The sequence below is a fragment of the Streptosporangium sp. NBC_01639 genome (genome assembly GCF_045209755.1).
In the GTDB taxonomy this organism is placed as follows: domain Bacteria; phylum Actinomycetota; class Actinomycetes; order Streptosporangiales; family Streptosporangiaceae; genus Streptosporangium.
The window spans coordinates 565,766-587,231 of the sequence record NZ_CP109272.1; the positions used below are offsets into that span (position 1 = coordinate 565,766).

Genomic DNA, 21,466 nt, shown 5'->3' on the forward strand with positions numbered 1-21,466 from the left:
TCCCCGGTCTACCTGGAGCCGGCCAGCATGCCGTGCGGGTCCAGCACGTACTTGCGCGCGGCGCCCTGGTCGAAGTCCGCGTATCCCTGTGGGGCCTGGTCGAGCGGGATCGGCGTGGCGTTGACCGCCTTCGCGATCTGCACCCGGTCGTTCAGGATCGCCATCATCAGCTGGCGGTTGTACCGCATGACGGGGCACTGACCGGTGGCGAAGGACAGCGACTTGGCCCAGCCGAGGCCGAGGCGGATGGACAGGGAGCCCTGTTTGGCCGCCTCGTCGTGGGCGCCCGGGTCACCGGTCACGTACAGGCCCGGGATGCCGAGCGCGCCGCCCGCGCGGGTGAGGTCCATGAGCGAGTTGAGCACGGTGGCGGGCTGTTCCGTGCCTGCCTGGGCCCCGTGGCCGTGGGCCTCGAACCCGACGGCGTCGACGCCGCAGTCCACCTCGGGCTCACCGAGGATCTGCTCGATCTGGTCCTGCGGCTCGCCCTGGGAGACGTCGACGGTCTCGCAGCCGAAGGTGCGGGCCTGGGCGAGGCGGTCCTTGTTCAGGTCGCCGACGATGACCACGGCGGCCCCGAGCAGGAACGCCGACACCGCGGCGGCGAGTCCGACCGGACCGGCGCCCGCGATGTAGACGGTCGACCCCGGTTTCACCCCGGCGGTGAAACAACCGTGGAAACCGGTCGGGAAGATGTCCGCGAGCATGGCCAGGTCGAGGATCTTCTCCATCGCCTGATCCTTATCCGGAAATTTCAGCAGATTCCAGTCGGCGTAGGGGACGAGCACGTACTCGGCCTGCCCACCGGGCCAGCCACCCATGTCGACGTACCCATAGGCCGAACCGGGCCGGTCGGGATTGACGTTCTCGCAGACGCCGGTCTTGCCCTCCTTGCAGTTGCGGCAGCGGCCGCAGGCGATGTTGAAGGGGACCGAGACCAGGTCGCCCACCTTGACGAACTCCACGTCGGGACCGACCTCGACGACCTCACCGGTGATCTCGTGACCGAGGATGAGCCCGTGCGGCGCGGTGGTACGGCCCCGGACCATGTGCTGGTCGCTGCCGCAGATGTTCGTTGCGACGGCCTTGACGATCGCGCCGTGCCGGACCTTGCGTCCCACGTTGGCCGGGTTGACCCCGGGCCCGTCCTTGAGCTCGAACTCGGGGTAGGCGATGGCTTCGACCTCCACTGTGCCCGGCCCCTGGTAGGTGACGCCCTTGTTATCGGGCATGACGCTCTCCCTTCTCCCCGAAAGCAGCGATGGAGCGGTTTTTCCCCGCGGAAAGGACGGCGACGACCGGACCGGGACCGGTGGTGACGAGCGACATCGTCCCGATGACGTCCCCGAACGGTGCTCCCAGCGGGCAACCGACCATCGCAACCCCCAGCGCGACGGCTTTTCCCCAGGTCAAAGTACGTACCCGCCAATCAGTCCAGTAACCGGTCAGCCCCACGCGACCCGGCGGGCGAACCTCAGGGCGACGGCGTACGGCACCGGCGGTGGACCTCGTCGACCCGCTCGGTGAGCCCCCTGCGATCGAGGTGTTCCAGCAGCGGCACCGCGACCCTGCGGCTGGTGTCCAGGGCCTGCCGGGCCTGACTGACCGTGAACGGCTGCGGCAACCGGGTGAGCGACGCCGCCGCCCGGACGTCCGCGCCGGGCAGCAGCACGATCCCCTCGGCCACCCGGAGCAGGGCCCCCGCCCGTACGGCCGCCGCCAACTCCCGGGGCCCCAGCCCCAGTTCGGCGAGCCGCCCGGCCTCCGGCGCCCGGAAGGGATGGGCGGACAGCTCCGCGCCGAGCCGTCCGAGCGCCCGTGCCACCTGCTCGGGCAGGCCTGCGGGCCCGCTCACGAGGCGGCCGTCGGCGACGGTGAGCGGGCGCCGTACGAGCGCCGTGACCAGCCGCCGGTCGGGCAGGCCGAGCTCGTGCCGGGCCGCCTCCACCGGCATGCCCGGCTCCAGCGGGTGCGCTGCGGCATACCGCCGCACCACCTGGGGCAGGCGCTCCCCCAGTTCCGACCAGTAGGCCGGATCGGCATGCCAGTCACCGCACACCGGCTCTACCTCCGGGGCACACCCCATGGCCAGCAGGTCACCGGCACGGAGCAGGGGGTGCGTGCGGAGCAGCGAGGCCGCGTCCGGCCGGGCCCGCGCGAGCCGGGTCGCGCGTTCCCGAGCCGCACCCCGGCGGCGCAGCTCCGGAGGGCACAGGTCGAGTACGGTCGCCCCGGCGAGCACCCGCACCTCGGCGCGGTCCCGGCCGGGATCGCGGAGCAGCAGTACGTCGCCCACGTGCAGCGGGAGCGCTCTGGCCAGGCGGAGCCGGGCGATCCGCCCGCCGAGGGGCCGCATCTCGCACACCACCGCCGCCGACCCGATGTGCGCCGTCAGCCCGCGCGGCAGGTCCCCTTCGCCCCGTTCTCCCGGCACCCGCGCCCGCGCGGACCTCTCCCCTCCCGGCGCGTCATCTGCGGCCTCGTCGACGGGTCCGGCCGCCCCGGCGACTCCGGCCTCGTCGACGGGTCCGGCCGTTCCGACGACTCCGGCCTCGTCGACGGGTCCGGCCGTTCCGACGGCTCCGACCGGGGAGAGCCGCACGTCGACCAGGTCGGTGCAGGTCCACGCCCCCGGTGTGACCAGCGCCTGACCCCGTTCGGGGACGCCCGGACCGCGCAGGTTGACCGCCACCCGCGCCACACCGGTCACGGAGGCCCTGGGTTCCTTCATGCTCTCCAGCCCCCGGACCCGGACCGGCCCGCCGGGGAGCGCCAGCTCGTCTCCGACCGCGATCGTCCCCTCGGGCAGGGTCCCGGTCACCACCGTGCCGCTGCCCCGCACGCTGAACGCCCGGTCGACCCAGAGCCGCACCGGCGCCGCCGGGTCGGGCACGGGCAGCGCGGCCACCAGCCGGTCCAACGCCTCCCGCAGTTCGTCGAGCCCCTGTCCCGTGCGGCCGCTCACCGCCGGCGCCTCGATCTCGCCCAGGCCGATCGCGGCCATCCTGGCCCGTGCCCGCCCGATCGCCGGCGCGGGGTCGGCCAGGTCGGCCCGGGTCACCACGAGCAGGACGTGCCGTACGCCGAGAGCCTCCAGCGCGACCAGGTGCTCCTCCGACTGCGGCATCCAGCCCTCGTCCGCCGCCACCACGAACATGACGGCGGGCGCGGAGCCCACCCCCGCCAGCATCGTGCCGAGGAACCGCTCGTGTCCGGGCACGTCGACGAAGGCCAGCCGCTCACCCGAGGGCAGCGTCGTCCAGGCGTATCCGAGCTCGATCGTCAGCCCCCGCCGCCGCTCCTCGGCCAACCGGTCGGGCTCCATCCCGGTGAGCGCCCTGACCAGGGTGGACTTGCCGTGGTCGACGTGGCCCGCCGTCGCGACGACGTGCATCAGCCGTCCGCCTCCAGGATCGCCCGCATCACGTCGTCGTCCCGGTCCGCGGGGAGGGTCCGCAGGTCGAGCAGGAGCCGGCCATCCTCCACCCGGCCGACGACCGGGGTCGCGCCGGTCCGCAGCGGCACGGTGAACCGCTCGGGCAGGCTCACCGCCGCACTGGGCAGCGTCACGCCGGGCGCTCCCCCGCCGCCCACGGTCGCCTCGGCCGGTACGGCTCTCGCGTCGATTCCGGCCCCGGCCAGCTTGCCGGCGAGCATCCCGGCGCGCTCACCCAGTATCGCGGGATCGGCGTGCAGCGCCTCGTGAAGGGGAGTGGCGGGCCCGCGCAACGTGGCCTCCAGCGCGGCCAGGGTCAGCTTGTCCACCCGCAGGGCACGGGCGAGCGGATGGCGCCTGCACCGTTCGACCAGGTCACGCCGGCCGAGCAGCAGGCCCGCCTGCGGGCCGCCGAGCAGCTTGTCGCCGCTGGCGGTGACCAGGTCGGCCCCTGCTCCGAGCACGCCCGCCGCGTCGGGCTCCTCAGGCAGCAGCGGCTCGTGTCCGAGCAGGCCGGAACCGATGTCGGCCACGACCGGCACGCCCAGGCCCGCGAGCGCCGCGACCTCGACCGAGCCGGTGAAGCCCTCGACCCGGAAGTTCGACGGGTGCACCTTGAGCACGAACCCGGTCTCCGGTCCCACAGCCGCCGCGTAGTCCGTGTAGGAGGTGCGGTTGGTGGTGCCCACCTCGCGCAGCCTCGCGCCGGTGGAGACCAGCAGTTCGGGGATGCGGAACCCGTCCCCGATCTCCACCAGCTCGCCCCGGCTGATCACGATCTCCCGTCCGGCGGCGAGCGCGGTGGCCACCAGCACGAGCGCGGCGGCGTTGTTGTTGACCACATGCACGTCTTCGGCAGCGGGCACGGCCCGCGCGAGGGCCTCCAGCGCACCCCGTCCGCGCCCGGCACGGGCCCCGGTGGCCAGGTCGAACTCCACGTCCGCCGAACCCGCGACGGCCGCTGTGGCGGCGATCGCCGCCGGAGACAGGGACGCGCGGCCGAGGTTGGTGTGCAGCAGCACCCCGGTCATGTTGATCACCGGCCGCATGCTCGTGGCGTACGGCGGAAGCGCCGCCACCGCCGCGTCCGCGACCTCCTCGGGCCCGATCTCGCCCTGCCGTACGCGCTCCTGGGCCTGCGCCACGGCGTCCTTGACGATCGACCGCCCCAGACGCTCGGCCGTCGCGGTCAGCCGTGGATCGGCGAGCACCAGGTCGGTGCGCGGAACACGCCTCCGTGGGTCCATGAACACGAAAATAGAACGGAGGAGGACAGGAATCGAACCCGCCGGGCCGGGAACACGCCGGAGCCACTCCGAGACCGCGACCGTCCTCGGCCTTCGGCGACGACCCGGCGCAGCCCGCCGGGGACCGTCCAGACGCGCGGGCACGGCTCGCGGCCCGCCTCCGGAGCCGTCCAGGGCCGCCCGCCTTCCCTGCCGGGTCACGTGCCCGGACAGGTCCCGAGTTGACCTCAACCCAAGTTGAGGTACCAGGCTTGGCTCGCGCGTTTACCGAGTCCAGGTCAGAGGAGTGAACTACATGCGAGTGGTGCGGGTGACACGGTTCGGCGATCCCGACGTGCTGGTGGCCGGAGAGGCGCCGGATCCCGTCGCCGGACCGGGGCAGGTGCTCGTCGGTGTCGAGGTCGCCGAGATCAACTTTGTCGAGACGCAGCTCCGGCGCGGGATCACCCCGGGGCCGCCGCTGCCCGAGCCGCCGTACATCCCGGGGGGCGGCGTGGCCGGGCGGGTGGTCTCGGTCGGCGAGGGCGTCGACCCTCTCTGGGAGGGCCGACGCGTCGTCACCGATACCACCGGCGGCAACGCGGAACTGGCCGTGGCCGCGGCCGCGAATCTCATCGCGGTTCCCCAGGGGCTGGGGCTGCCCGAGGCGGCGGCGCTCCTGCACGACGGCAGCACGGCGGTGGGCCTGGTCGAGAACGCCGGGATCCGCGCCGGGGAGTGGGTACTGGTCGAAGCGGCCGGCGGCGGTCTGGGCAGCCTGCTGGTGCAGCTGGCCCGCGCCGCCGGCGCGCGGGTCGTCGGCGCCGCCAGAGGTCCGGGCAAACTGGACCTGGCGCGGGACCTGGGCGCCGAGGCCGTGGTCGACTACTCGGAGACCGGCTGGACGGAACACGTGCGGGAGGCGACCGGAGGCGCAGGACCCGACGTGGTCTTCGACGGGGTCGGCGGGCAGATCGGCTGGGAGGCCTTCCAGGTGACCGCGCGAGGGGGACGCTTCTCCGTGCATGGAGCCTCCAGCGGCCAGGCCACCGTGATCACCCCGCAGGACGCCGAACGCCGGGACGTGACCGTGATCGGGCTCGAACAGCTCATGGGCATGAGCACGGGCGGACGGCAACGGATCGAGCATGCGCTGGTGTTGGCGGAGCAGGGCCGGCTCCGGCCGGTCATCGGGCGGACCTTCCCGCTGGAGCACGCCGCCGAAGCCCATGCGGCGATGGAGTCCCGCAGCGTCCTGGGTAAGACCCTCCTGACGATCTGACCTGCGCTCCTGGAGGATCGCGACCTCTTCAGGACCGGGCGGAGGCCGGAGCCGCGCGACGGTCTCCACCTTCGGCGGCCGGGGTCGCGGCCTCTGCAGGGCCTAGACTTCTCCGCCATGACCGACCTGGATGAGCAGGGCCGTCCGGAACCTCCCCTCGCGGCCGACGAGACCGGCACCCTACTGGGCTTCCTGGAGTTCCAGCGCGCGACCCTGGTGTGGAAGTGCGCGGGACTGGACGCGGCCGGCCTGAGGGCGACCGTCGGCGCCTCATCGATGACCCTGGGCGGATTGCTCAAGCACCTGGCCTACGTCGAGGAGGACTGGTTCTCCCGGTGGCTGCACGGGCGAGACCGGCAGCCACCATGGGACGCGGTGGACTGGAAGTCCGACCCCGACTGGGAATGGCACTCGGCCGCCGAGGACTCCCCCGAGCAGCTCCATGCGCTCTGGCAGGATGCCGTGGCCCGCTCCCGTTCCCTGGTCGCGGAGGCGCTGGCCGACGGCGGCCTGGAGCGGCCTGCCCGGCGCACCTGGCCCGACGGCCGGGCACCGAGCCTGCGATGGATCCTGAGCCACATGATCGAGGAGTACGCACGACACAACGGCCACGCCGACCTCCTCCGGGAGTCGGTGGACGGGCTCACCGGGGAGTAACCGGGCCGGCTCTCTCCTGCCCATGGCCGCCTGGAGCGTCTTCCGGCTGGGAGGCCTCCGCGGCGAGCCCACTGAGCGTAAGCCACGCGTTCAGACTGACCGGCGTGGCCATCGACCTGTTCGTGCCGTGACCTGGGCTCTGTGCGTATCAGTCCTGGAGTGCTCTCCGGTCGTCCACCCGATCTCGCAACCGGGAGGTCCGGTAGTCGCCGGGCGGCACGCTGTAGGCGGTCTTGAACGCGCGGTTGAACGAGGCGGCGTCCGCAAAGCCGCAACGTGCTGCGATCTGCGCGACGCTCTGATTGCTCAGGAGCGGGTCGGTCAGATCCGCGCGGCAGCGCTCCAGCCGCTGGTGGCGGATGTACTGGCCGATGCTCTGCCCTTCGTACTGAAAGAGGTGGTGCAGGTAGCGCACCGAGATGTGGTGCGCGGTGGCGATCGTCGACGGCGATAAGTCACGTCGGGCGAGGTTGAGCCGTACGAAACCTTTGATCTGCTGTGCCAGAGCCTGCTGCCGGGTGCCGGCCGGCACGACATGCGCGGCGTCGGCCATTTCGGCGAGAAACATAGTGGCCAGATCACTGACAACGGTGCCGAGTCGGCCGTTCTCCGCCTCGCCCAGTGCCGTGCGCTGCTGCAGGATGCTTTCCATGAACCGGGCGAGCAACGCTGCTACGCCGTGCGCGGACGGCAACGTCCGCGCCACGTGGCCACCCAGCAGCCGGTCAGACAGCTTCACTGCTTTCCTGGGCAACTGGAGTGCGATCGTGCCGGCCGGCTTGCCGTTGTGGTGTCTGATCGCGCACCGGAAAGGCCGAGAGGTGCTATGCAACACCAGGTCACCGGCGCTCAGCTGGGCATGGTTGCGGTCCTGCTCGAGCCACATCGATCCGGCACGGACCAGAGTCAGCCACCACTGCTCCGGATCCGAGTGACGGATCAGCTTGCTGGTGCGCCTCGATCGCATGTCATCAAGCAGGTTGAAGCGCGGTGCCGTCATCGTGACATGGCCGAGCTGCAGGATCGTCAGCGAAACCTGGAAATCGTCGGTTTGGCTGCAACTGAGCACCGTGGGCACCAGTTCTCGCTCGGTAACCGCACACCACCACGCGAAACGGTCAGCGGCCGGGACATCCGCGCTGCTCAACTCGATCACGTTGGTTTCGCTCCCGGGTTGGCGCTGAGCGCAATCACTGTGCACTGACGATCAATGACCATCTTGGGTTGTCTTCCTACAATTTGTGGCGATCAACTACTACCAGAAAGCATGGGGGCTGTTGCGGTGTTCGACGACCAGCATCGGTGGGGACCGCGGCTGCGTAGCCCAGGTCCAGAGCTGCGGCCCTTTGAGTTCGCGCCGAGAAAGCGCAACGGATGAGAAACCAGACAGCCAAGACATTTCTCGTCCTCATGCTTGCCGTAGCCGTGGCGACCGCTTGCGGCAGCGGCGGCTCGGCCGGCGCACAACCTGGTGCGTCGAAGGTGGCCGAAACCCCTGCCTCCTCAACTGACTCGCCCACCACCTCGCCTGCGCGCACGCCGTCACCATTGAAGACGGTGACCTTGCCCGCGCCAATCTGCAACGGCAGCAACTACGCTCCCACGTCCTTTACTCAGACGACTCTCGACCTCGACGCGGGCAAGGTGACTACCCGTGACGTTCTCGCCCCAGAGGGCACCAATGGACGCAATCCATTCAGCGCTGACAAATCCTCCCCTTCGACGCCCGCGAACAGATGGATCGAGTACTACGTCGCCAGCTGTGTGGTCAACCGGATAGCCCTGGCGTCCAATATGTTCAGCAGCCCGAATGAGGTTCACCGCCAGCCTGCGGATCTGAACGCTTGTGAGGCGGCCGGCCAGGGCGGATCGGTTGGCGCAGACCGCGCCGACCTCGGAGTCGAACTCCTCGTCGGTAAACAGTTCTGTGTCATCAGACAGAGCACCGACGGAGACGGGGAGGAAGGGCTCTACTTCGCTGTGGAAACACAGCGAAGCCCGTCCGGGACGATCACCATTACGTATGCGACGTACTAGGGAAGGCGCCGCATCGTCTTTGTTGACGCAGGCGACGACGGTCCCGGCAGCCATCCGTCTGGTCCCCGGCGAGCCGCTCGCAGAGCGGCAGGTCGGTGCGGAGCGGACTGTCCTTAATCCGGAACTGTACATGAACCAGCCTGCTACAGCGCTTCATCACGAACTCATCGACATCGGTGGCACATCAAAGCTCCGCTTCGCGGATTCCGGCACAGTCGCCGGTCGTCGCAGCAGGCGTTGTGTGCTACCTGAAGGAAGGCAGTCCATGTTTCCCCCCGTACGCACCCTGATCGGCGCCGGCACCATCGTCTTCGTCCTTAGCCTCAGCGCCTGTGGGAGCCAGTCCGTCAGTTCCTCAGACATCTGCGGTAAGGCTCGGCCTCTTCGCATGCAAGTCGCCGATACCGACGCCGCCACCTACGGTGCTCATGCCGAAGAGTGGCACCAACTCATCGACAGGGCCAAAGAAGCAGACAACCCCGACTTGGCGGAGTTCGCGAAACTCGTCGACGAGAAGTCGCGGAACATCGGCAACTACTACATCCCACTCGCCCAAATCGAGCGCACCGCCTGTGAGGGAGACAAGCCCGACGAGAGCAGAGCAGGCTGACGCAGACACCGTACGGTCTCTGGCCTACGCTGCGGATCAACGGGATACACCAGCGACTCCACGAAAGCCGGGGCACATCACTTCTCAATAGACGATCACCAATCGGCGAGCCCGCATCTCCCTCTTCTCCCTACGGCGGTCGGCCCTGCACTGGTCGGAGAGGAACGCGTCAGCTACGGCGACCGGCCCTGAACGACCTCGCACAGATCGCTTCAGCGTCCGCGAGATCCATGGGCGATCCGAAAGTAAGAAACTGCGGTCCGCACGCCGTACGGCGAGACAGCCTGGCGCGGAGGTGGGTGGGTGTTCCGGCCGGCTTATAAAAAACCGTAACCACCGCACCCGTCAGGCCGGAGGCCTGAAAAACGAGACGGCAACTGCGACGGCCGGCCGGAACACCCACCCACCGCAGCGCGCACGGCGAAACCCCCGAACACCCGCCCCACACAGCGAAAACCCCGCATACCGCAGCGCGCACGGCGAAACCCCCGAGCACCCGCCCCAGTGAGAACACCGGCAAACCATCAGCCCGAAACACCGGTAGCGCGCACGGTGAACGCCCCACCATCCGCACCACGGAATAGAAGCCGATCTTCGCCGGGTATTGACAGTCGCCGCGTCATTGATAACACTTTGGGCGAAACACAGCGGAAACCTGCATGTTATTAGCAGAGCATTCGCCGGCGATTGACCCGTGGCGCACGCCGCCACGTGCAGAGCCATGCCGGCGGTGCCACATCAAGGAATCGCGCAATTGCCAGTTAATAACCGAAACGCATTTGCACACATCTAAGTTAGCGTTAACAACACAACTTATTTGATGTAAATGTTAGCGCTAACATAGCGTCCTCTCCCGATGGTCACCGCCGGGCACTGCGCTGCCCCGCCGTACACGAAAGGCACACTATGGGTTTCTGGTCTCTGCACCGCCGGCGGCGAACGGCCCTCACCGTCGCCTCCTTCGCGGCGCTCGTCGTCACCGCGCTGGTTGCCGTGCCAGGCACGGCACAGGCGGCCGGCACGTTATCCTGCGACATCTACGCGAGCGGCGGCACGCCATGCGTCGCCGCTCACAGCACCACCCGTGCGCTCTTCGGCTCCTACAACGGGGCGCTCTACCAGGTGCGGCGCTGGTCCGACGGCGCGACGACCAACATCGGCGTGCTCAGCGCCGGCGGTTACGCGAACGCCGCGACCCAGGACTCCTTCTGCTCGGGCACGTACTGCACGATCGTTCGCATCTACGACCAGACGTCGCGCCACAACGACCTCACGATCGCTCCCGGCGGCGGCGCCAATCCCACAGCCGACCAAGGCGCGAACGCGGCGGCTCTGCCCGTGACAGCAGGTGGCCACAGGGTCTACGGCGTCTACATCTCCGCGGGGAACGGCTACCGCAACAACGCGACGAACGGCGTCGCCACCGGCAGCCAGCCTGAGGGCATGTACATGGTGACCGAGGGCACTCATGTCAACGACCGGTGCTGCTTCGACTACGGCAACGCCGAGACCAACAACATGGACACCGGTAACGGCGACATGGACGCGATCTACTTCGGCACGCTGTGCTGGTTCTCACCGTGCGCGGGCGGGCCGCGCGTCGCGGCGGACCTCGAGAACGGGTTGTTCGCCGGCGGCAACGGCTCCTGGACCGCGAACACCGGCCGCAGCTCCGCGTTCGTGACGGCGATGCTGAAGAACAACGGCACCTCGACATACGCCATCAAGGACGGCAACGCGCAATCCGGCAGCCTGGCGACGCGGTACAACGGAGCGCTGCCGACCCAGGCGGGCTACCGCCCGATGACCAAGCAAGGCGCGATCATCCTCGGCATCGGCGGCGACAACAGCAACGGCTCTGTCGGATCGTTCTTCGAAGGCGTCATGACCAGTGGCTATCCGAGCGACGCCACGGAGAACGCGGTGCAGGCCAACGTCGTCTCCGTCGGCTACAGCAAGAGCGTCACCTTCCCCGTGAACGGAGCCACCTACCGGCTCACGAACCTCACAAGCGGCAAGGTGCTCGACGCCGTCAACTGCGGCACGGCCAACGGCACGCAGATCGACCAGTGGCAGGCGCTCGGCAACACGTGCCAGCAGTGGCGCTTCAACAGCGTCGGTGCGAACAAGTGGACGATCACCAACGTCAACGCCGGCAAGGTGCTCGACGCGGTCAACTGCGGACTGGCCCTTGGCACGGCCGTCAACCTGTGGGAGTCGCTCGGCAACACGTGCCAGCAGTGGGCGGTCATCCCCGCGGGCAACGGCCGCTATGAGCTCGTGGTCGAGAACAGCGGCATGGTGCTCGACGACGAGAACTGCGGCACGGCGAACGGCACGCCGGCCCGGCTGTGGATGTGGCTCAACAACACCTGCCAGCTCTGGTCGATCGCACCATAGGGCATCTGGTCACAGGGACAGCGGAGGCGGACGGGAATCGAACCCGCCAGGCCGAGAACCTCGGCCTCGTCGGTTTTGAAGACCGCGGGGGCCACCAGGCGCCCACACGCCTCCGCGCGAGAACCTACCAGCGAGCGGGTAAAGCCAGGGCATCCCGGAGAGGATGCCCTGGCGGTCAGCTCGGTGACGGCGGCGGGACCGAGGCGGGCTCCGCTGCTTCGAGGCGCCGACGCTGGGGCACCACGGTGTATTTCGGGTCGGCGGCCGAGGCCTTGCCCGCCTCCAGTGCGCCGAAGCGGAGGTAGAGCGAGCCCGCGGTGAGGGCGAGGCCGGACAGCGCGGTGAGGGCTCGGCTGCGACCGGCGACCGTAGTGAGCAGGCCGCCGCTCACCGTCAGGGCACGGGCCGTACGCATCAGCCGGCCCCCTCTGCCCTGACGGTACGGCTCGCCGACCAGCCCGAGCCGGCGTTCCATGACGATGCCGGCGACCGTCTCCGCGACGGCCCCCAGCGCGGCCACGGCTCGGGCCGGACCCGCCTGCGCGCGGGGCGTGGCCAGCATGCCCGCCGCCCCCGCACTGGCCAGCGCGCTTCCGGCGAACACGAACGGCAGTTCCCGGTGGGCGTCGTGCCAGGCCGGCACGGCGGTGTCGGCGAGCAGGACCGCGGTGTAGGTGGCCATCACCGGGCCGGTGGTCAGCCCGGCGACCAGAATCGCGGCGTCACCCGCCGGACGCAGGACGGTGGCGAGCGCGGGAGGCAGGGCAGCCCGGAAGGCGGCGAGTGCAAAGGACACGGCCGCGGTGCTGCCGGGACCGGACCGGTAAGCGGCCTTTCCGGGGCTTGACCGGTAAGCGGCCTTTCCGGAGCCTGGCCGGGGGGCGAGGAGCGCGGACGCGGCGGCGGCCGCCGTCAGCGTGCTGTGTGCGGCCAGGGTCCAGGAGCCCATGCTCATCGGCGAGCTGGGTTTGAAGATGCGCAACATGTTGAGGAACCGTTCGGGCCGGCCGAGTTCGGCGACCAGGAAGCCGGCGCCGGCGGCCGCCCCGAGAGCCGCGGTGACCCTCGCGGTGAGCGCGAGCCGGTCGTACCCGGTGAGGCCGGCCATGGCTCCCATCACCGATGCAGCTCCGGACAGGCCGCCCAGGTAGAGGTAGACCGGCATGTGGGGCTCGTGCCAGACCGGGGCCTTGATCACCGGCTGTCCGTAGTAGGAACGGAACTCGGCCTCGGGAACCATCGCCTGCTCCTGCTTCACCGCCGCCTCCGGTGGGACGTGTGGGCCTCCGACCAGTCTGCCACCGTCTTCCCGGGAACCCCGGAAACCCCGAAAATCCGGGAAGTCCTAGCAGCCCGGGGAGCCTTGAGAACCTCGAAAGTCTCGAAAGTCCTAAAAATCCCGAGAACCCTGGGAGTCCCGAGAGCCCCGCCGGGCATCACCGGTTCCTCAGGAAGGACACGGCGACGGCGCCGACGAGGGAGAGTGCCGCCCCGCCGGCCCATCGCCACATCGCGGGCAGGTCACGGGTGGTGACCACCGGATCGGGTGGCAGGCCGTACACCTCGGGGTCGGCCAGCAGCAGGAAGAACGCGCCGGCGCCGCCCACGCCGTCGTCGGGGCTCGCACCGTACAGCCGTGCCTCCTGCCTGCCCTCGGAGTGCAGCCGCTCCAGCCGTTCCCCGGCGCGGGCGTGCAGCTCGTCCAGGGGCCCGAACTGGATGGAGTCGGTCGGACAGGCCTTGGCGCAGGCCGGTTCCAGCCCGCCGAGCTGCCGGTCGTAGCACATCGTGCACTTGAACGCCCTGCCGTCGCGCTCCCTGCGCTCGATCACCCCGTAGGGACAGGCGGGCACGCAGTACCCGCAGCCGTTGCAGACGTCCGCCTGGACCACCACGGTGTCGAACTCGGTGCGAAACAGCGCCCCGGTCGGACAGACGTCCAGGCATGCGGCGTGTGTGCAGTGTTTGCACACGTCCGAGGACATCAGCCAGCCCTCGATGTCCTCGGGCCCGCCGTCGCCGTCGCCCTGGCGCGGGGCGGCCGGCGCCCGGCCCGGCTGCTCGATGAAGGCCACGTGGCGCCAGGTGCTCGCGCCCAGGCTTCCAGTGTTGTCGTAGGAGGTGGCCCGGAAGACGAAACCGTCGTCGGGGATGTCGTTCCACTCCTTGCAGGCGACCTCACACGCCTTGCACCCGATGCAGACGCTCGTGTCGGTGAAGAACCCCATCCGCTCAGCCATGGCGGTACTCCTCCATCAGGTCGAGCAGGGCCCTCCCCCGGGGACGCCTGCCGGGTCGCACGTCACAGGTCATGGCCTTGCTCTCCTGGATGTAGACGTTGGGATCGAGCACGATGGGCGTCAGGTCGTTGACGACGTCGCCGGTCGAGAGGCCCCCGCTGCCCCAGGCCCAGTGGTACGGCAGGCCGACCTGTTCGAGCCGCCGTCCCTCGATGCGCAGTGAGCGGATCCGCCCGGTCACCAGGACGCGGGCCTCGATGGCGGTGCGGGCCGTCACGATCGTCGCCCAGCCCCCGTTGACCAGGCCGAGCTCGGCGGCGAGGCGGGGCGACACCTCGCAGAACAGCTCGGGTTGCAGCTCGGAGAGATAGGGCAGCGGCCGGCTCATGCCTCCAGCCGTATGGTGCTCGGTGAGCCGGTAGGTCGTGAGAACGTACGGGAAGAGCGGCGACTGCGGCGGGTTGTAGGGCGTCTCGGGACGCCGGTAGATCCGACGGGCCGGGTTGGCCCGCTGGCCGTACAGTGCGTTGGGCGTCGGTGACTCGTGCGGCTCGTAGTGGGCCGGCAGCGGCCCGTCGACCAGGCCCGCCGGGGCGAACAGCCAGCCCTTCCCGTCGGCCTGCATGATGAACGCGTCGGTCCCGGCGATCGCCGCCTCGGCGGTGGCGCCCTCGGGGGGCACGTAGCCCGGCGGCTTGTTCCTCTCGAAGTCCGGCACGTCGTGCCCGGTCCACTCGCCCTTTTCCTCGTCCCACCAGACATAGGCCTTGCGCTCGCTCCACGGGCGGCCCTCGGGGTCGGCCGAGGCCCGGTTGTAGAGGATGCGCCGGTTCGCCGGCCAGGCCCAGCCCCATTCGAGCGCGGTCAGGTCCTGCTCGGCGCCGGGCCTGCGCCGCGCCGCCTGGTTCACCTCGTCGGCGTAGACGCCGCAGTAGATCCAGCAGCCGCACCGGGTGGAGCCGTCGGGCTTGAGCTCGGTGTAGGCGGACAGCGCCCGCCCGTCGGGGCCGGTGCCGTTGATCTCGCGCAGTACGGCCTGTGCCGAGGGCTCCCGGTGCTCCCCCTCCTCCGGGTAGTCCCAGGTCAGCTCGCGGACCGGACGGTCGATCTCGTCGTCGGACAGCCGCTGCCTGATCCGCCTGCCGAGGTGGTGGTAGAACCACAGGTCGCTACGGCAGTCGCCCCGCGGGTCGAGCGCCTTCTGGCGCCACTGCAGCAGCCGCTGGGTGTTGGTGAAGGTGCCCTCCTTCTCCACGTGACTGGCCGCGGGCAGGAAGAACACCTCGGTGGCGATGTCCTCGGTGCGCATCTCCCCGGTCTCCAGCTCCGGGCCGTCCTTCCAGAACGTGGCCGTCTCCACCACCCTCAGGTCGCGCACCACCAGCCAGTCGAGGTTGGCCAGCCCGAGGCGCTGGGCCTTGCCGCCGGAGGAGCCGACCGCGGGGTTCTCCCCCACCACGAAATAGCCCTTCACGGTGCCGTCGATCTGCCCCATCACGGTCGTGTAGTGACCGTGATCGCCGGTGATGCGCGGCAGGTAGTCGAAGCAGAAGTCGTTCTCCTCGGTGGCCGCGTCGCCCCACCACGCCTTGAGCAGGCTCACGAGGTAGGAGCGTTTTCTCCCCCAGAAACCGGTGTCGGGTCCCGCGTGGCTCAGATAGCCGTCCAGGCCCTCGTGCCGATGGGCGTGCGGCATCGGCAGATAGCCCGGCAGGAGGTTGAACAGCGTGGGGATGTCGGTGGAGCCCTGGATGCTGGCATGGCCGCGCAACGCCAGGATGCCGCCGCCGGGGCGGCCCATGTTGCCGAGCAGCAGCTGCAGGATCGAGGCCGCGCGGATGTACTGCGCGCCCACGGAGTGCTGGGTCCAGCCGACCGAGTACACCCAGGCGGTGGTGCGCTCCCGGCCGGAGTTCGCCGTGACCGCCTCGGCGAGCGCGGCGAAGTCCTCCCGCGGAAGACCGCACAGCTCGGCCACCATCTCGGGGGTGTAGCGGGCGAAGTGCCGTCTGAGGATCTGGTAGACGCAGCGCGGATGGGTCAGCGTCGGGTCGGTGAGCGGCTCGGCGAGCATCCCGGCGCCGCCCGAGCCGTACTGCTCGGCGCCCGCCGCCTCGGCATGCCGGCGCCCGCCCTCCAGCTGCTCGCTACGCCGCCCCGCCGCGGCCTCCTCGGAGGCGCTCTCGTAGGCCCAGCTCGACGGGTCGTACCGGCGTGTCTCCTGGTCGAAACCGGAGAACAGCCCGTCCAGGTCCTCGGTGTCCCTGAACTCCTCCGAGACGATCGTCGAGGCGTTGGTGTAGGCCAGGACGTACTCACGGAAGTCGAGCTCGTTCGTGAGCACGTGGTTGATGAGCGCCCCGGTCAGCACGATGTCGGTCCCGGCCCGGATCGGCAGATACCGGTCGGCGACCGCGCTGGTCCGGGTGAAACGCGGGTCGATGTGGAAGACCTTCGCGCCCCGCGCCTTGGCCTCCATGACCCACTGGAAACCCACCGGATGGCATTCGGCCATGTTGGAGCCCTGGATGACGATGCAGTCGGACTCCGACAGGTCCTGCTGGTGGTCCGTCGCGCCGCCACGGCCGAAGCTGGTCCCCAGACCGGGGACGGTGGCGGAGTGTCAAATACGGGCCTGGTTCTCCACCTGGATCGCACCGAGGGCGGTGTAGAGCTTCTTCATCAGGTAGTTCTCTTCGTTGTCCAGCGTCGCCCCGCCCAGGCTGGCGATGCCCATGGTGCGCCGGACGACCTCGCCCTCGACCTCCTGCTGCCAGCTCTCCCGCCGGGTGCGCACCACCCGGTCGGCGATCATGTCCATCGCGGTCTCGAGGTCCAGCGGCTCCCACTCGGTGCCGTGGGGGCGCCGGTAGAGCACCTGCGTCTGCCGGTTGGGGTGGGTGACGAGCTGCTTGCTCGCCGATCCCTTGGGACAGAGGCGGCCGCGCGAGATCGGCGAGTCGGGGTCGCCTTCAATTTGGGTGACCTCGCCGTCCTTGACGTAGACGAGCTGGCCGCAGCCGACCGCGCAGTAGGGACAGATCGACCTGGCGACCGTGTCCGCCTCCTCGGTGCGCGGCCGCAGCGCGTCGGTCCGCGCCGACCGCGCGGCGTCGCTCCTGCCGTCCTCTCCCCTGAGCTGCCGGATCACCGGCCAGCGGAAGATCCGGCCTCCGAGTGCCATGCTGCGGGTCCTGCCCGGATCCGGCTGTGATAATCACCTCGTTCAGGACAAAACATCGGCGGGTTTCCGGCCGGACCCGACCTCGGCGCCCCCGGCGGCCGGCCCCGCGACGACCTCCGGATGACTTACTTCACGCCCTGATCTAACATGGCCCAAGAAGCGGGGGAGGAAGATCATGGTCAGGCCCGAACGCAGGACGGTACGCGATCTCCGACGGGGGAACCGGGCGGTGCTGCTGCGGACTCTCTACTTCGAGGGCCCGACCAGCCGTCACGAACTCAGCGGGTTGACCGGACTGAGCGCCGCCTCGGTCAGCAACGTGACCGGCGACCTCATCACTGACAACGTCGTCGTCGAGGCGGGCCTGGTGGAGTCCGACGGCGGGCGCCCCCGGGTGCTGCTGCGGGTGAACCCGGAGTTCGGCTACGCGATCGGGGTGGACGTCGGCGAGACCCACGTGCGCGTCGAGCTTTTCGACCTGGACATGAACGAGCGGGCCAAGGCCGAGTATCCCCTCCGCCCGGCCCGGCACGACGTCGACCTGGTCGTGCGGCACATCCTCGCCGGCATCGAGGCCGTGCTGGCCGCCGGCGACGTGGACCCCGCCCGGGTGCTCGGTGTGGGCATCGGCGTCCCCGGCATCGTCGAGAGCGGACCGGAGTCGCTCATCCACGCCCAGACCTTCGGCTGGGACGCGGTCCCCCTTGGCACGCTCCTGCGCGCGGGGACCTCGCTTCCGCTGTACATCGACAACGGCGCCAAGACGATGGGGCAGGCCGAGCTGTGGTTCGGCGCCGGTCGCGGGACACGGCACACCATCGTCGCGCTGATCGGTTCGGGGGCCGGGGCCAGCATCATCACCGACGGAATCACCTACCGCGGCGCCAACAGCAGCGCCGGAGAGTGGGGCCACACCAAGATCGCGGTAGGGGGCCGGCCCTGCCGGTGCGGCGGCCGCGGCTGCCTGGAGGCCTACATCGGAGCCGAGAGCATCCTGGAACGTGCCGGGCTGTCCATCGAGATCCCCGACGAACAGGCCGCCCTGGCCGACCTGGTCCGCGAGGGAGGCCCCGTCATCGAGGAGACGGCCGACTATCTCGGGGCGGGCCTGGCCAACCTGATCAACCTGTTCAACCCCGAGCGGATCGTCATCGGCGGCTGGGCCGGGCTCATGCTGGGCCAGCACCACCTGACGAGGATCAAGAGATCGGCCGCCGACAACTCCCTCACCCAGCCGTACGAGACGGCCTCCATCGTGCTGGGCCGCCTCGGGCCCGACGCGGTCGCCCTGGGAGCCGCCACCCTTGTCGTGGAGGACTTCCTGCTCGCCAAGGCCGTCTCGCCGGAGCAGCGGCCGGCCGCGGTCTGACCGGAATAACCCCCGCTCAGCCGGGGTTGCCGCCCTCATGGCTGAAGACAACATCCGCGGTGTGGCGCGTGGCACCTCCGAGGTCCCCCTGTCGATCCTCGAACTGGCCACGGTCGGTTCGGGCGTGACCCCCACCGAGACCCTGCGGGCGAGCGCCGAACTGGCGAAGCGTGCGGAGAGCCTGGGCTACCACCGGATCTGGGTCGCCGAGCATCATGGAATGCCGTCCGTGGCCAGTTCCTCCCCTGCCGTGCTGATCGCCCACCTGGCCGCGGCGACCACGACCATCCGGCTGGGATCCGGTGGCGTGATGCTGCCCAACCACGCCCCACTGATCGTCGCCGAGCAGTTCGGCACCCTGCACGCGCTCCATCCGGGCCGTATCGATCTCGGGCTCGGCCGGGCACCGGGCACCGACCCCGCGACAGCCCGTGCGCTGCGCCGCCACGGCCTGGACGCCGACGACTTCCCCGAGCAGCTCGCCGAGCTGACCGCCTTCCTGGACGGCGCGTTCCCGGCCGGCCATCCGCTGGAGAGGGTCGTCGCCATTCCCCGGTCACCCGAGACGGGCCGGCCGCCGATCTGGCTGCTGGGTTCCAGCGGCTTCAGTGCCCAGCTCGCGGGCCTGCTCGGCCTGCCGTTCGCGTTCGCCCACCATTTCAGCGCGGCCAACACCATCCCCGCCCTGGACCTGTACCGATCGTCCTTCCAGCCGTCGGCCGTGCTCGACCGGCCGTACGCGATGATCGGTGTCTCGGCCGTCGCCGCGGAGACCTCCGAGGAGGCGCTGCGCATGGCCCGTTCGGGCGGGCTGTCCATGCTGCGCCTGCGCCGCGGCGCACCGCAGCCGGTCCCCACGCCCGAGGAGGCCGAGACCCACGCCTACAGCCCGGTGGAGAAGGACTTCCTCGACGACTACCTGTCCAAGGTGGTGCACGGGGACGCCGCGCAGGTACGGGCGGGCCTGGAGGAGCTGCGCAAGCGCACCGAGGCCGACGAGCTGATGATCACTACGCTGGTCCACAGCCCCTCGGCGCGGATCCGCTCCTACGAGCTGATCGCCCAGGCCTACGGCCTGCCGGGAAGCGCCTGACCGGATACGGGTTCCCCGCCCGGGGCGGGCACCTCACGACATCGGGCGTACCCGTGGGCGGATCGGCACCCACGCGCCGGTCACGGGTCAGGGATGTCCGGGCAATCGTGGTGGCGGCGGCTCGGGATGGAGGGCGTCACGCTCGGCGTGGCCGGGAACCGGGCGGCCCCCAGCCGGCCCGGCCCGGCTGGCCGGCTCGGTTCGCTCGGCCCGCCCGGTCGGCTCGGTTCGCTCGGTCGGCTCGGTTCGCTCGGCCGGCTCGATCAGCTGCCGGACGGGAGGACTGTCGAGGATCGCGGTGAGCGCTCCGGACAGTCCCTCCCCGAGCGGACGCAGCACCTCGGTCACGACGTCCGCCACGGCGTGCGCCCGCGTGCCGAGAAGGGCGCCGACCTCGTGCAGAAAGTCGTCGGAGACCCAGGGCAGAGACGGGGCCGGTAACGCGAGGTGCCGCTTCGGCGGCGCTTCTTCTGGCGGTGCCCAGCGCATGGAGTCCTCGCTCAGAGCGAGCCACTCGTCGACGACTCCGTCGATGGCGTCGAGCACATGGTCGGGATCGCTTGGCATAGCGGTTCCCCCGGTGGCTGAGTTTCGTTAAGACGACGGTACCTCGCCGCCTCTTGGGGAAGAACGGGCGCCTGCGGTGTCGGACCGTCTGTCCCCGCACGCGGACCAGGCCCCGGCCGGTCACCCGATACCCCCTCCCCGCACTCGACAGCCTCAACCCAGGAGGAGCAACGAGGAGACCGCCCAGGGCACCGCACTCGACAGCCCCGGCCCAGCAGGGCATGCGCCCGTGCGCCGCAACGAGGAAACCGCCCGGGGCACCGGACTCCACGGTGAATGTCCCGGGTGCCGGGGGAATCCCCGGGGCACGGCGGTGTTGAGATGAGGGTGAACGCAGCATCGCATCCGACGCGGTTGTCGGTCCTGGACCGCTCCCTCACCCGGCAGGGGCACGACCACCCGCAGGCACTGCGCGACACCGTACGGTTCGCGCGGGAGGCCGAGGCTCTCGGTTACCACCGGTTCTGGGTGTCGGAGCACCACGGGGTGCCGGGGGTGGCGGGCTCGGCTCCGGCCGTTCTCGCGGCGGCCGTCGCCGCCGCGACCTCACACATCCGGATCGGTACCGGTGGCGTGATGCTCCCCAACCACCAGCCGCTGGTCGTGGCCGAGCAGTTCGGTGTCCTCGAATCGCTCTACCCGGGCCGGATCGACATGGGTCTGGGCCGATCCGTCGGCTTCACCGGCGGCATCCGGCGTGCGCTCGGCCATGACAGTCGCGACGCGGAGGACTTCGGCGCCCAACTGGCCGAGCTGCTCGGTTACTTCACCGGCGACCAGAAGGCGCATCCGGGTGTGCACGCGTTTCCGGCCGAGGGGTTGCGGGTGCCCGCGTACGTGCTGGCCACCGGCGCCGGAGCGGACGTCGCGGCCGAGCACGGGCTGCCACTGGTGATCGCGGCGGTGGGCGGGCAGGAGCGGATGCTGGAAGCGATCACCCGGTACCGCCGGCACTTCCGGCCCTCGGCCTGGTCGGCGCAGCCGTACGTCATCGTCGCGGCGGGCGTCGCGGTCGCCGAGACCACCGAGCGGGCCCGCCGGCTGCAGGCACCCGAGGCATGGGCGACCGCCTTCTCCCGCACCCGGGGAGTCTTCCCCCCGCTCTCCCCCGCCGGGGAGATCCTCTCCTCGGCGATGACCGCCCGCGAGCGCACCCTCTTCGAAGAGGCGCTGCACGGGCAGATCCACGGCACGGAGGCCGAGGTCGCGGCCGCGTTGGCGGCGCTGATCGAGTGCAGCGGTGCCGAAGAGGTGCTGGTCACCATGAACACCTTCGACCAGGACGAGCGGCTCGACTCCTACCGCCGTCTGGCCCACCTGGCCGGCGCCGGTGCGTTCGCCGGGGCCGCCTGCGGGCGGTGAGGG

16 protein-coding genes and 1 tRNA gene are annotated in these 21,466 nt (G+C 70.3%); 8 read left to right on the forward strand and 9 right to left on the reverse strand.

The window, feature by feature from the left end; translation table 11 throughout:
* Nucleotides 1–8: 8 nt before the first annotated feature.
* The 3 genes from fdhA to selA all read right to left on the reverse strand — a co-directional run bounded on the left by fdhA (nucleotide 9) and on the right by selA (nucleotide 4,683).
* Nucleotides 9–1,232, reverse strand: coding sequence for a formaldehyde dehydrogenase, glutathione-independent (fdhA, locus tag OHA77_RS02640; RefSeq protein ID WP_406315875.1), 1,224 nt, complete (start codon nucleotides 1,230–1,232; stop codon nucleotides 9–11).
* A 242-nt stretch (nucleotides 1,233–1,474) separates the two neighbouring features.
* The gene (locus tag OHA77_RS02645) at nucleotides 1,475–3,394 is read right to left on the reverse strand and encodes a SelB C-terminal domain-containing protein (RefSeq protein ID WP_406315876.1); all 1,920 of its coding nucleotides are present in this window, start codon (nucleotides 3,392–3,394) and stop codon (nucleotides 1,475–1,477) included.
* On the reverse strand, nucleotides 3,394–4,683 hold the full coding sequence (selA, locus tag OHA77_RS02650; protein ID WP_406315878.1) for an L-seryl-tRNA(Sec) selenium transferase: 1,290 nt from the start codon (nucleotides 4,681–4,683) through the stop codon (nucleotides 3,394–3,396). The genes OHA77_RS02645 and selA overlap by 1 nt, the downstream gene beginning before the upstream one ends.
* A 295-nt stretch (nucleotides 4,684–4,978) precedes the next feature.
* Here selA and OHA77_RS02655 point away from each other — a divergent pair, with 295 nt between their 5' ends.
* Nucleotides 4,979–5,944, forward strand: a complete 966-nt coding sequence (locus OHA77_RS02655; protein ID WP_406315879.1) for a zinc-binding dehydrogenase — start codon at nucleotides 4,979–4,981, stop codon at nucleotides 5,942–5,944.
* A 117-nt stretch (nucleotides 5,945–6,061) separates the two neighbouring features.
* Entirely contained in the window at nucleotides 6,062–6,601 is a 540-nt protein-coding gene (locus OHA77_RS02660) for a DinB family protein (RefSeq protein ID WP_326822258.1), read from the forward strand.
* A gap of 148 nt (nucleotides 6,602–6,749) precedes the next feature.
* Here the strand turns inward: OHA77_RS02660 and OHA77_RS02665 are convergent, their stop codons facing one another.
* Nucleotides 6,750–7,757 carry a helix-turn-helix domain-containing protein gene (locus tag OHA77_RS02665; protein ID WP_406315881.1) on the reverse strand — a complete coding sequence of 336 codons (1,008 nt, stop codon included), beginning with the start codon at nucleotides 7,755–7,757 and terminating at the stop codon, nucleotides 6,750–6,752.
* A gap of 218 nt (nucleotides 7,758–7,975) precedes the next feature.
* On the opposite strand from OHA77_RS02665, the gene OHA77_RS02670 reads away from it, so the two are divergent.
* From OHA77_RS02670 to OHA77_RS02680, 3 genes are all read left to right on the forward strand, one after another.
* Nucleotides 7,976–8,638 carry a hypothetical protein gene (locus OHA77_RS02670; protein WP_406315882.1) on the forward strand — a complete coding sequence of 221 codons (663 nt, stop codon included), beginning with the start codon at nucleotides 7,976–7,978 and terminating at the stop codon, nucleotides 8,636–8,638.
* A 22-nt stretch (nucleotides 8,639–8,660) separates the two neighbouring features.
* A complete protein-coding gene (locus tag OHA77_RS02675; RefSeq protein WP_406315884.1) occupies nucleotides 8,661–9,248 on the forward strand; it encodes a hypothetical protein in 588 nt (195 codons plus the stop codon).
* A gap of 906 nt (nucleotides 9,249–10,154) precedes the next feature.
* Nucleotides 10,155–11,648: an arabinofuranosidase catalytic domain-containing protein gene (locus tag OHA77_RS02680; protein WP_326822253.1), complete on the forward strand. Its 1,494-nt coding sequence runs from the start codon at nucleotides 10,155–10,157 to the stop codon at nucleotides 11,646–11,648.
* 20 nt (nucleotides 11,649–11,668) lie between these two features.
* Here OHA77_RS02680 and OHA77_RS02685 read toward each other — a convergent pair.
* The 4 genes from OHA77_RS02685 to fdh form a co-directional block, all read right to left on the reverse strand.
* Nucleotides 11,669–11,762, reverse strand: a tRNA-Sec gene (locus OHA77_RS02685).
* Between the two features lie 61 nt (nucleotides 11,763–11,823).
* The gene (nrfD, locus tag OHA77_RS02690; protein WP_406315886.1) at nucleotides 11,824–12,906 is read right to left on the reverse strand and encodes an NrfD/PsrC family molybdoenzyme membrane anchor subunit; all 1,083 of its coding nucleotides are present in this window, start codon (nucleotides 12,904–12,906) and stop codon (nucleotides 11,824–11,826) included.
* A gap of 178 nt (nucleotides 12,907–13,084) precedes the next feature.
* Nucleotides 13,085–13,888, reverse strand: coding sequence for a 4Fe-4S dicluster domain-containing protein (locus OHA77_RS02695; RefSeq protein ID WP_406315887.1), 804 nt, complete (start codon nucleotides 13,886–13,888; stop codon nucleotides 13,085–13,087).
* Nucleotides 13,881–17,072 carry a formate dehydrogenase gene (gene fdh, locus OHA77_RS02700; RefSeq protein ID WP_406315888.1) on the reverse strand — a complete coding sequence of 1,064 codons (3,192 nt, stop codon included), beginning with the start codon at nucleotides 17,070–17,072 and terminating at the stop codon, nucleotides 13,881–13,883. Before fdh ends, OHA77_RS02695 begins: the two co-directional genes overlap by 8 nt.
* Before the next feature lie 175 nt (nucleotides 17,073–17,247).
* Between fdh and OHA77_RS02705 the strand changes: the two genes are divergently transcribed.
* Both OHA77_RS02705 and OHA77_RS02710 read left to right on the forward strand, forming a co-directional pair.
* Entirely contained in the window at nucleotides 17,248–18,441 is a 1,194-nt protein-coding gene (locus OHA77_RS02705) for an ROK family protein (RefSeq protein WP_406315890.1), read from the forward strand.
* A gap of 37 nt (nucleotides 18,442–18,478) precedes the next feature.
* A complete protein-coding gene (locus tag OHA77_RS02710) occupies nucleotides 18,479–19,534 on the forward strand; it encodes an LLM class flavin-dependent oxidoreductase (RefSeq protein ID WP_406315892.1) in 1,056 nt (351 codons plus the stop codon).
* A gap of 87 nt (nucleotides 19,535–19,621) precedes the next feature.
* Here the strand turns inward: OHA77_RS02710 and OHA77_RS02715 are convergent, their stop codons facing one another.
* On the reverse strand, nucleotides 19,622–20,101 hold the full coding sequence (locus tag OHA77_RS02715; RefSeq protein WP_406315894.1) for a hypothetical protein: 480 nt from the start codon (nucleotides 20,099–20,101) through the stop codon (nucleotides 19,622–19,624).
* A 327-nt stretch (nucleotides 20,102–20,428) separates the two neighbouring features.
* Here OHA77_RS02715 and OHA77_RS02720 point away from each other — a divergent pair, with 327 nt between their 5' ends.
* Entirely contained in the window at nucleotides 20,429–21,463 is a 1,035-nt protein-coding gene (locus tag OHA77_RS02720; protein WP_406315895.1) for an MsnO8 family LLM class oxidoreductase, read from the forward strand.
* The last annotated feature ends 3 nt before the right edge of the window (nucleotides 21,464–21,466 follow it).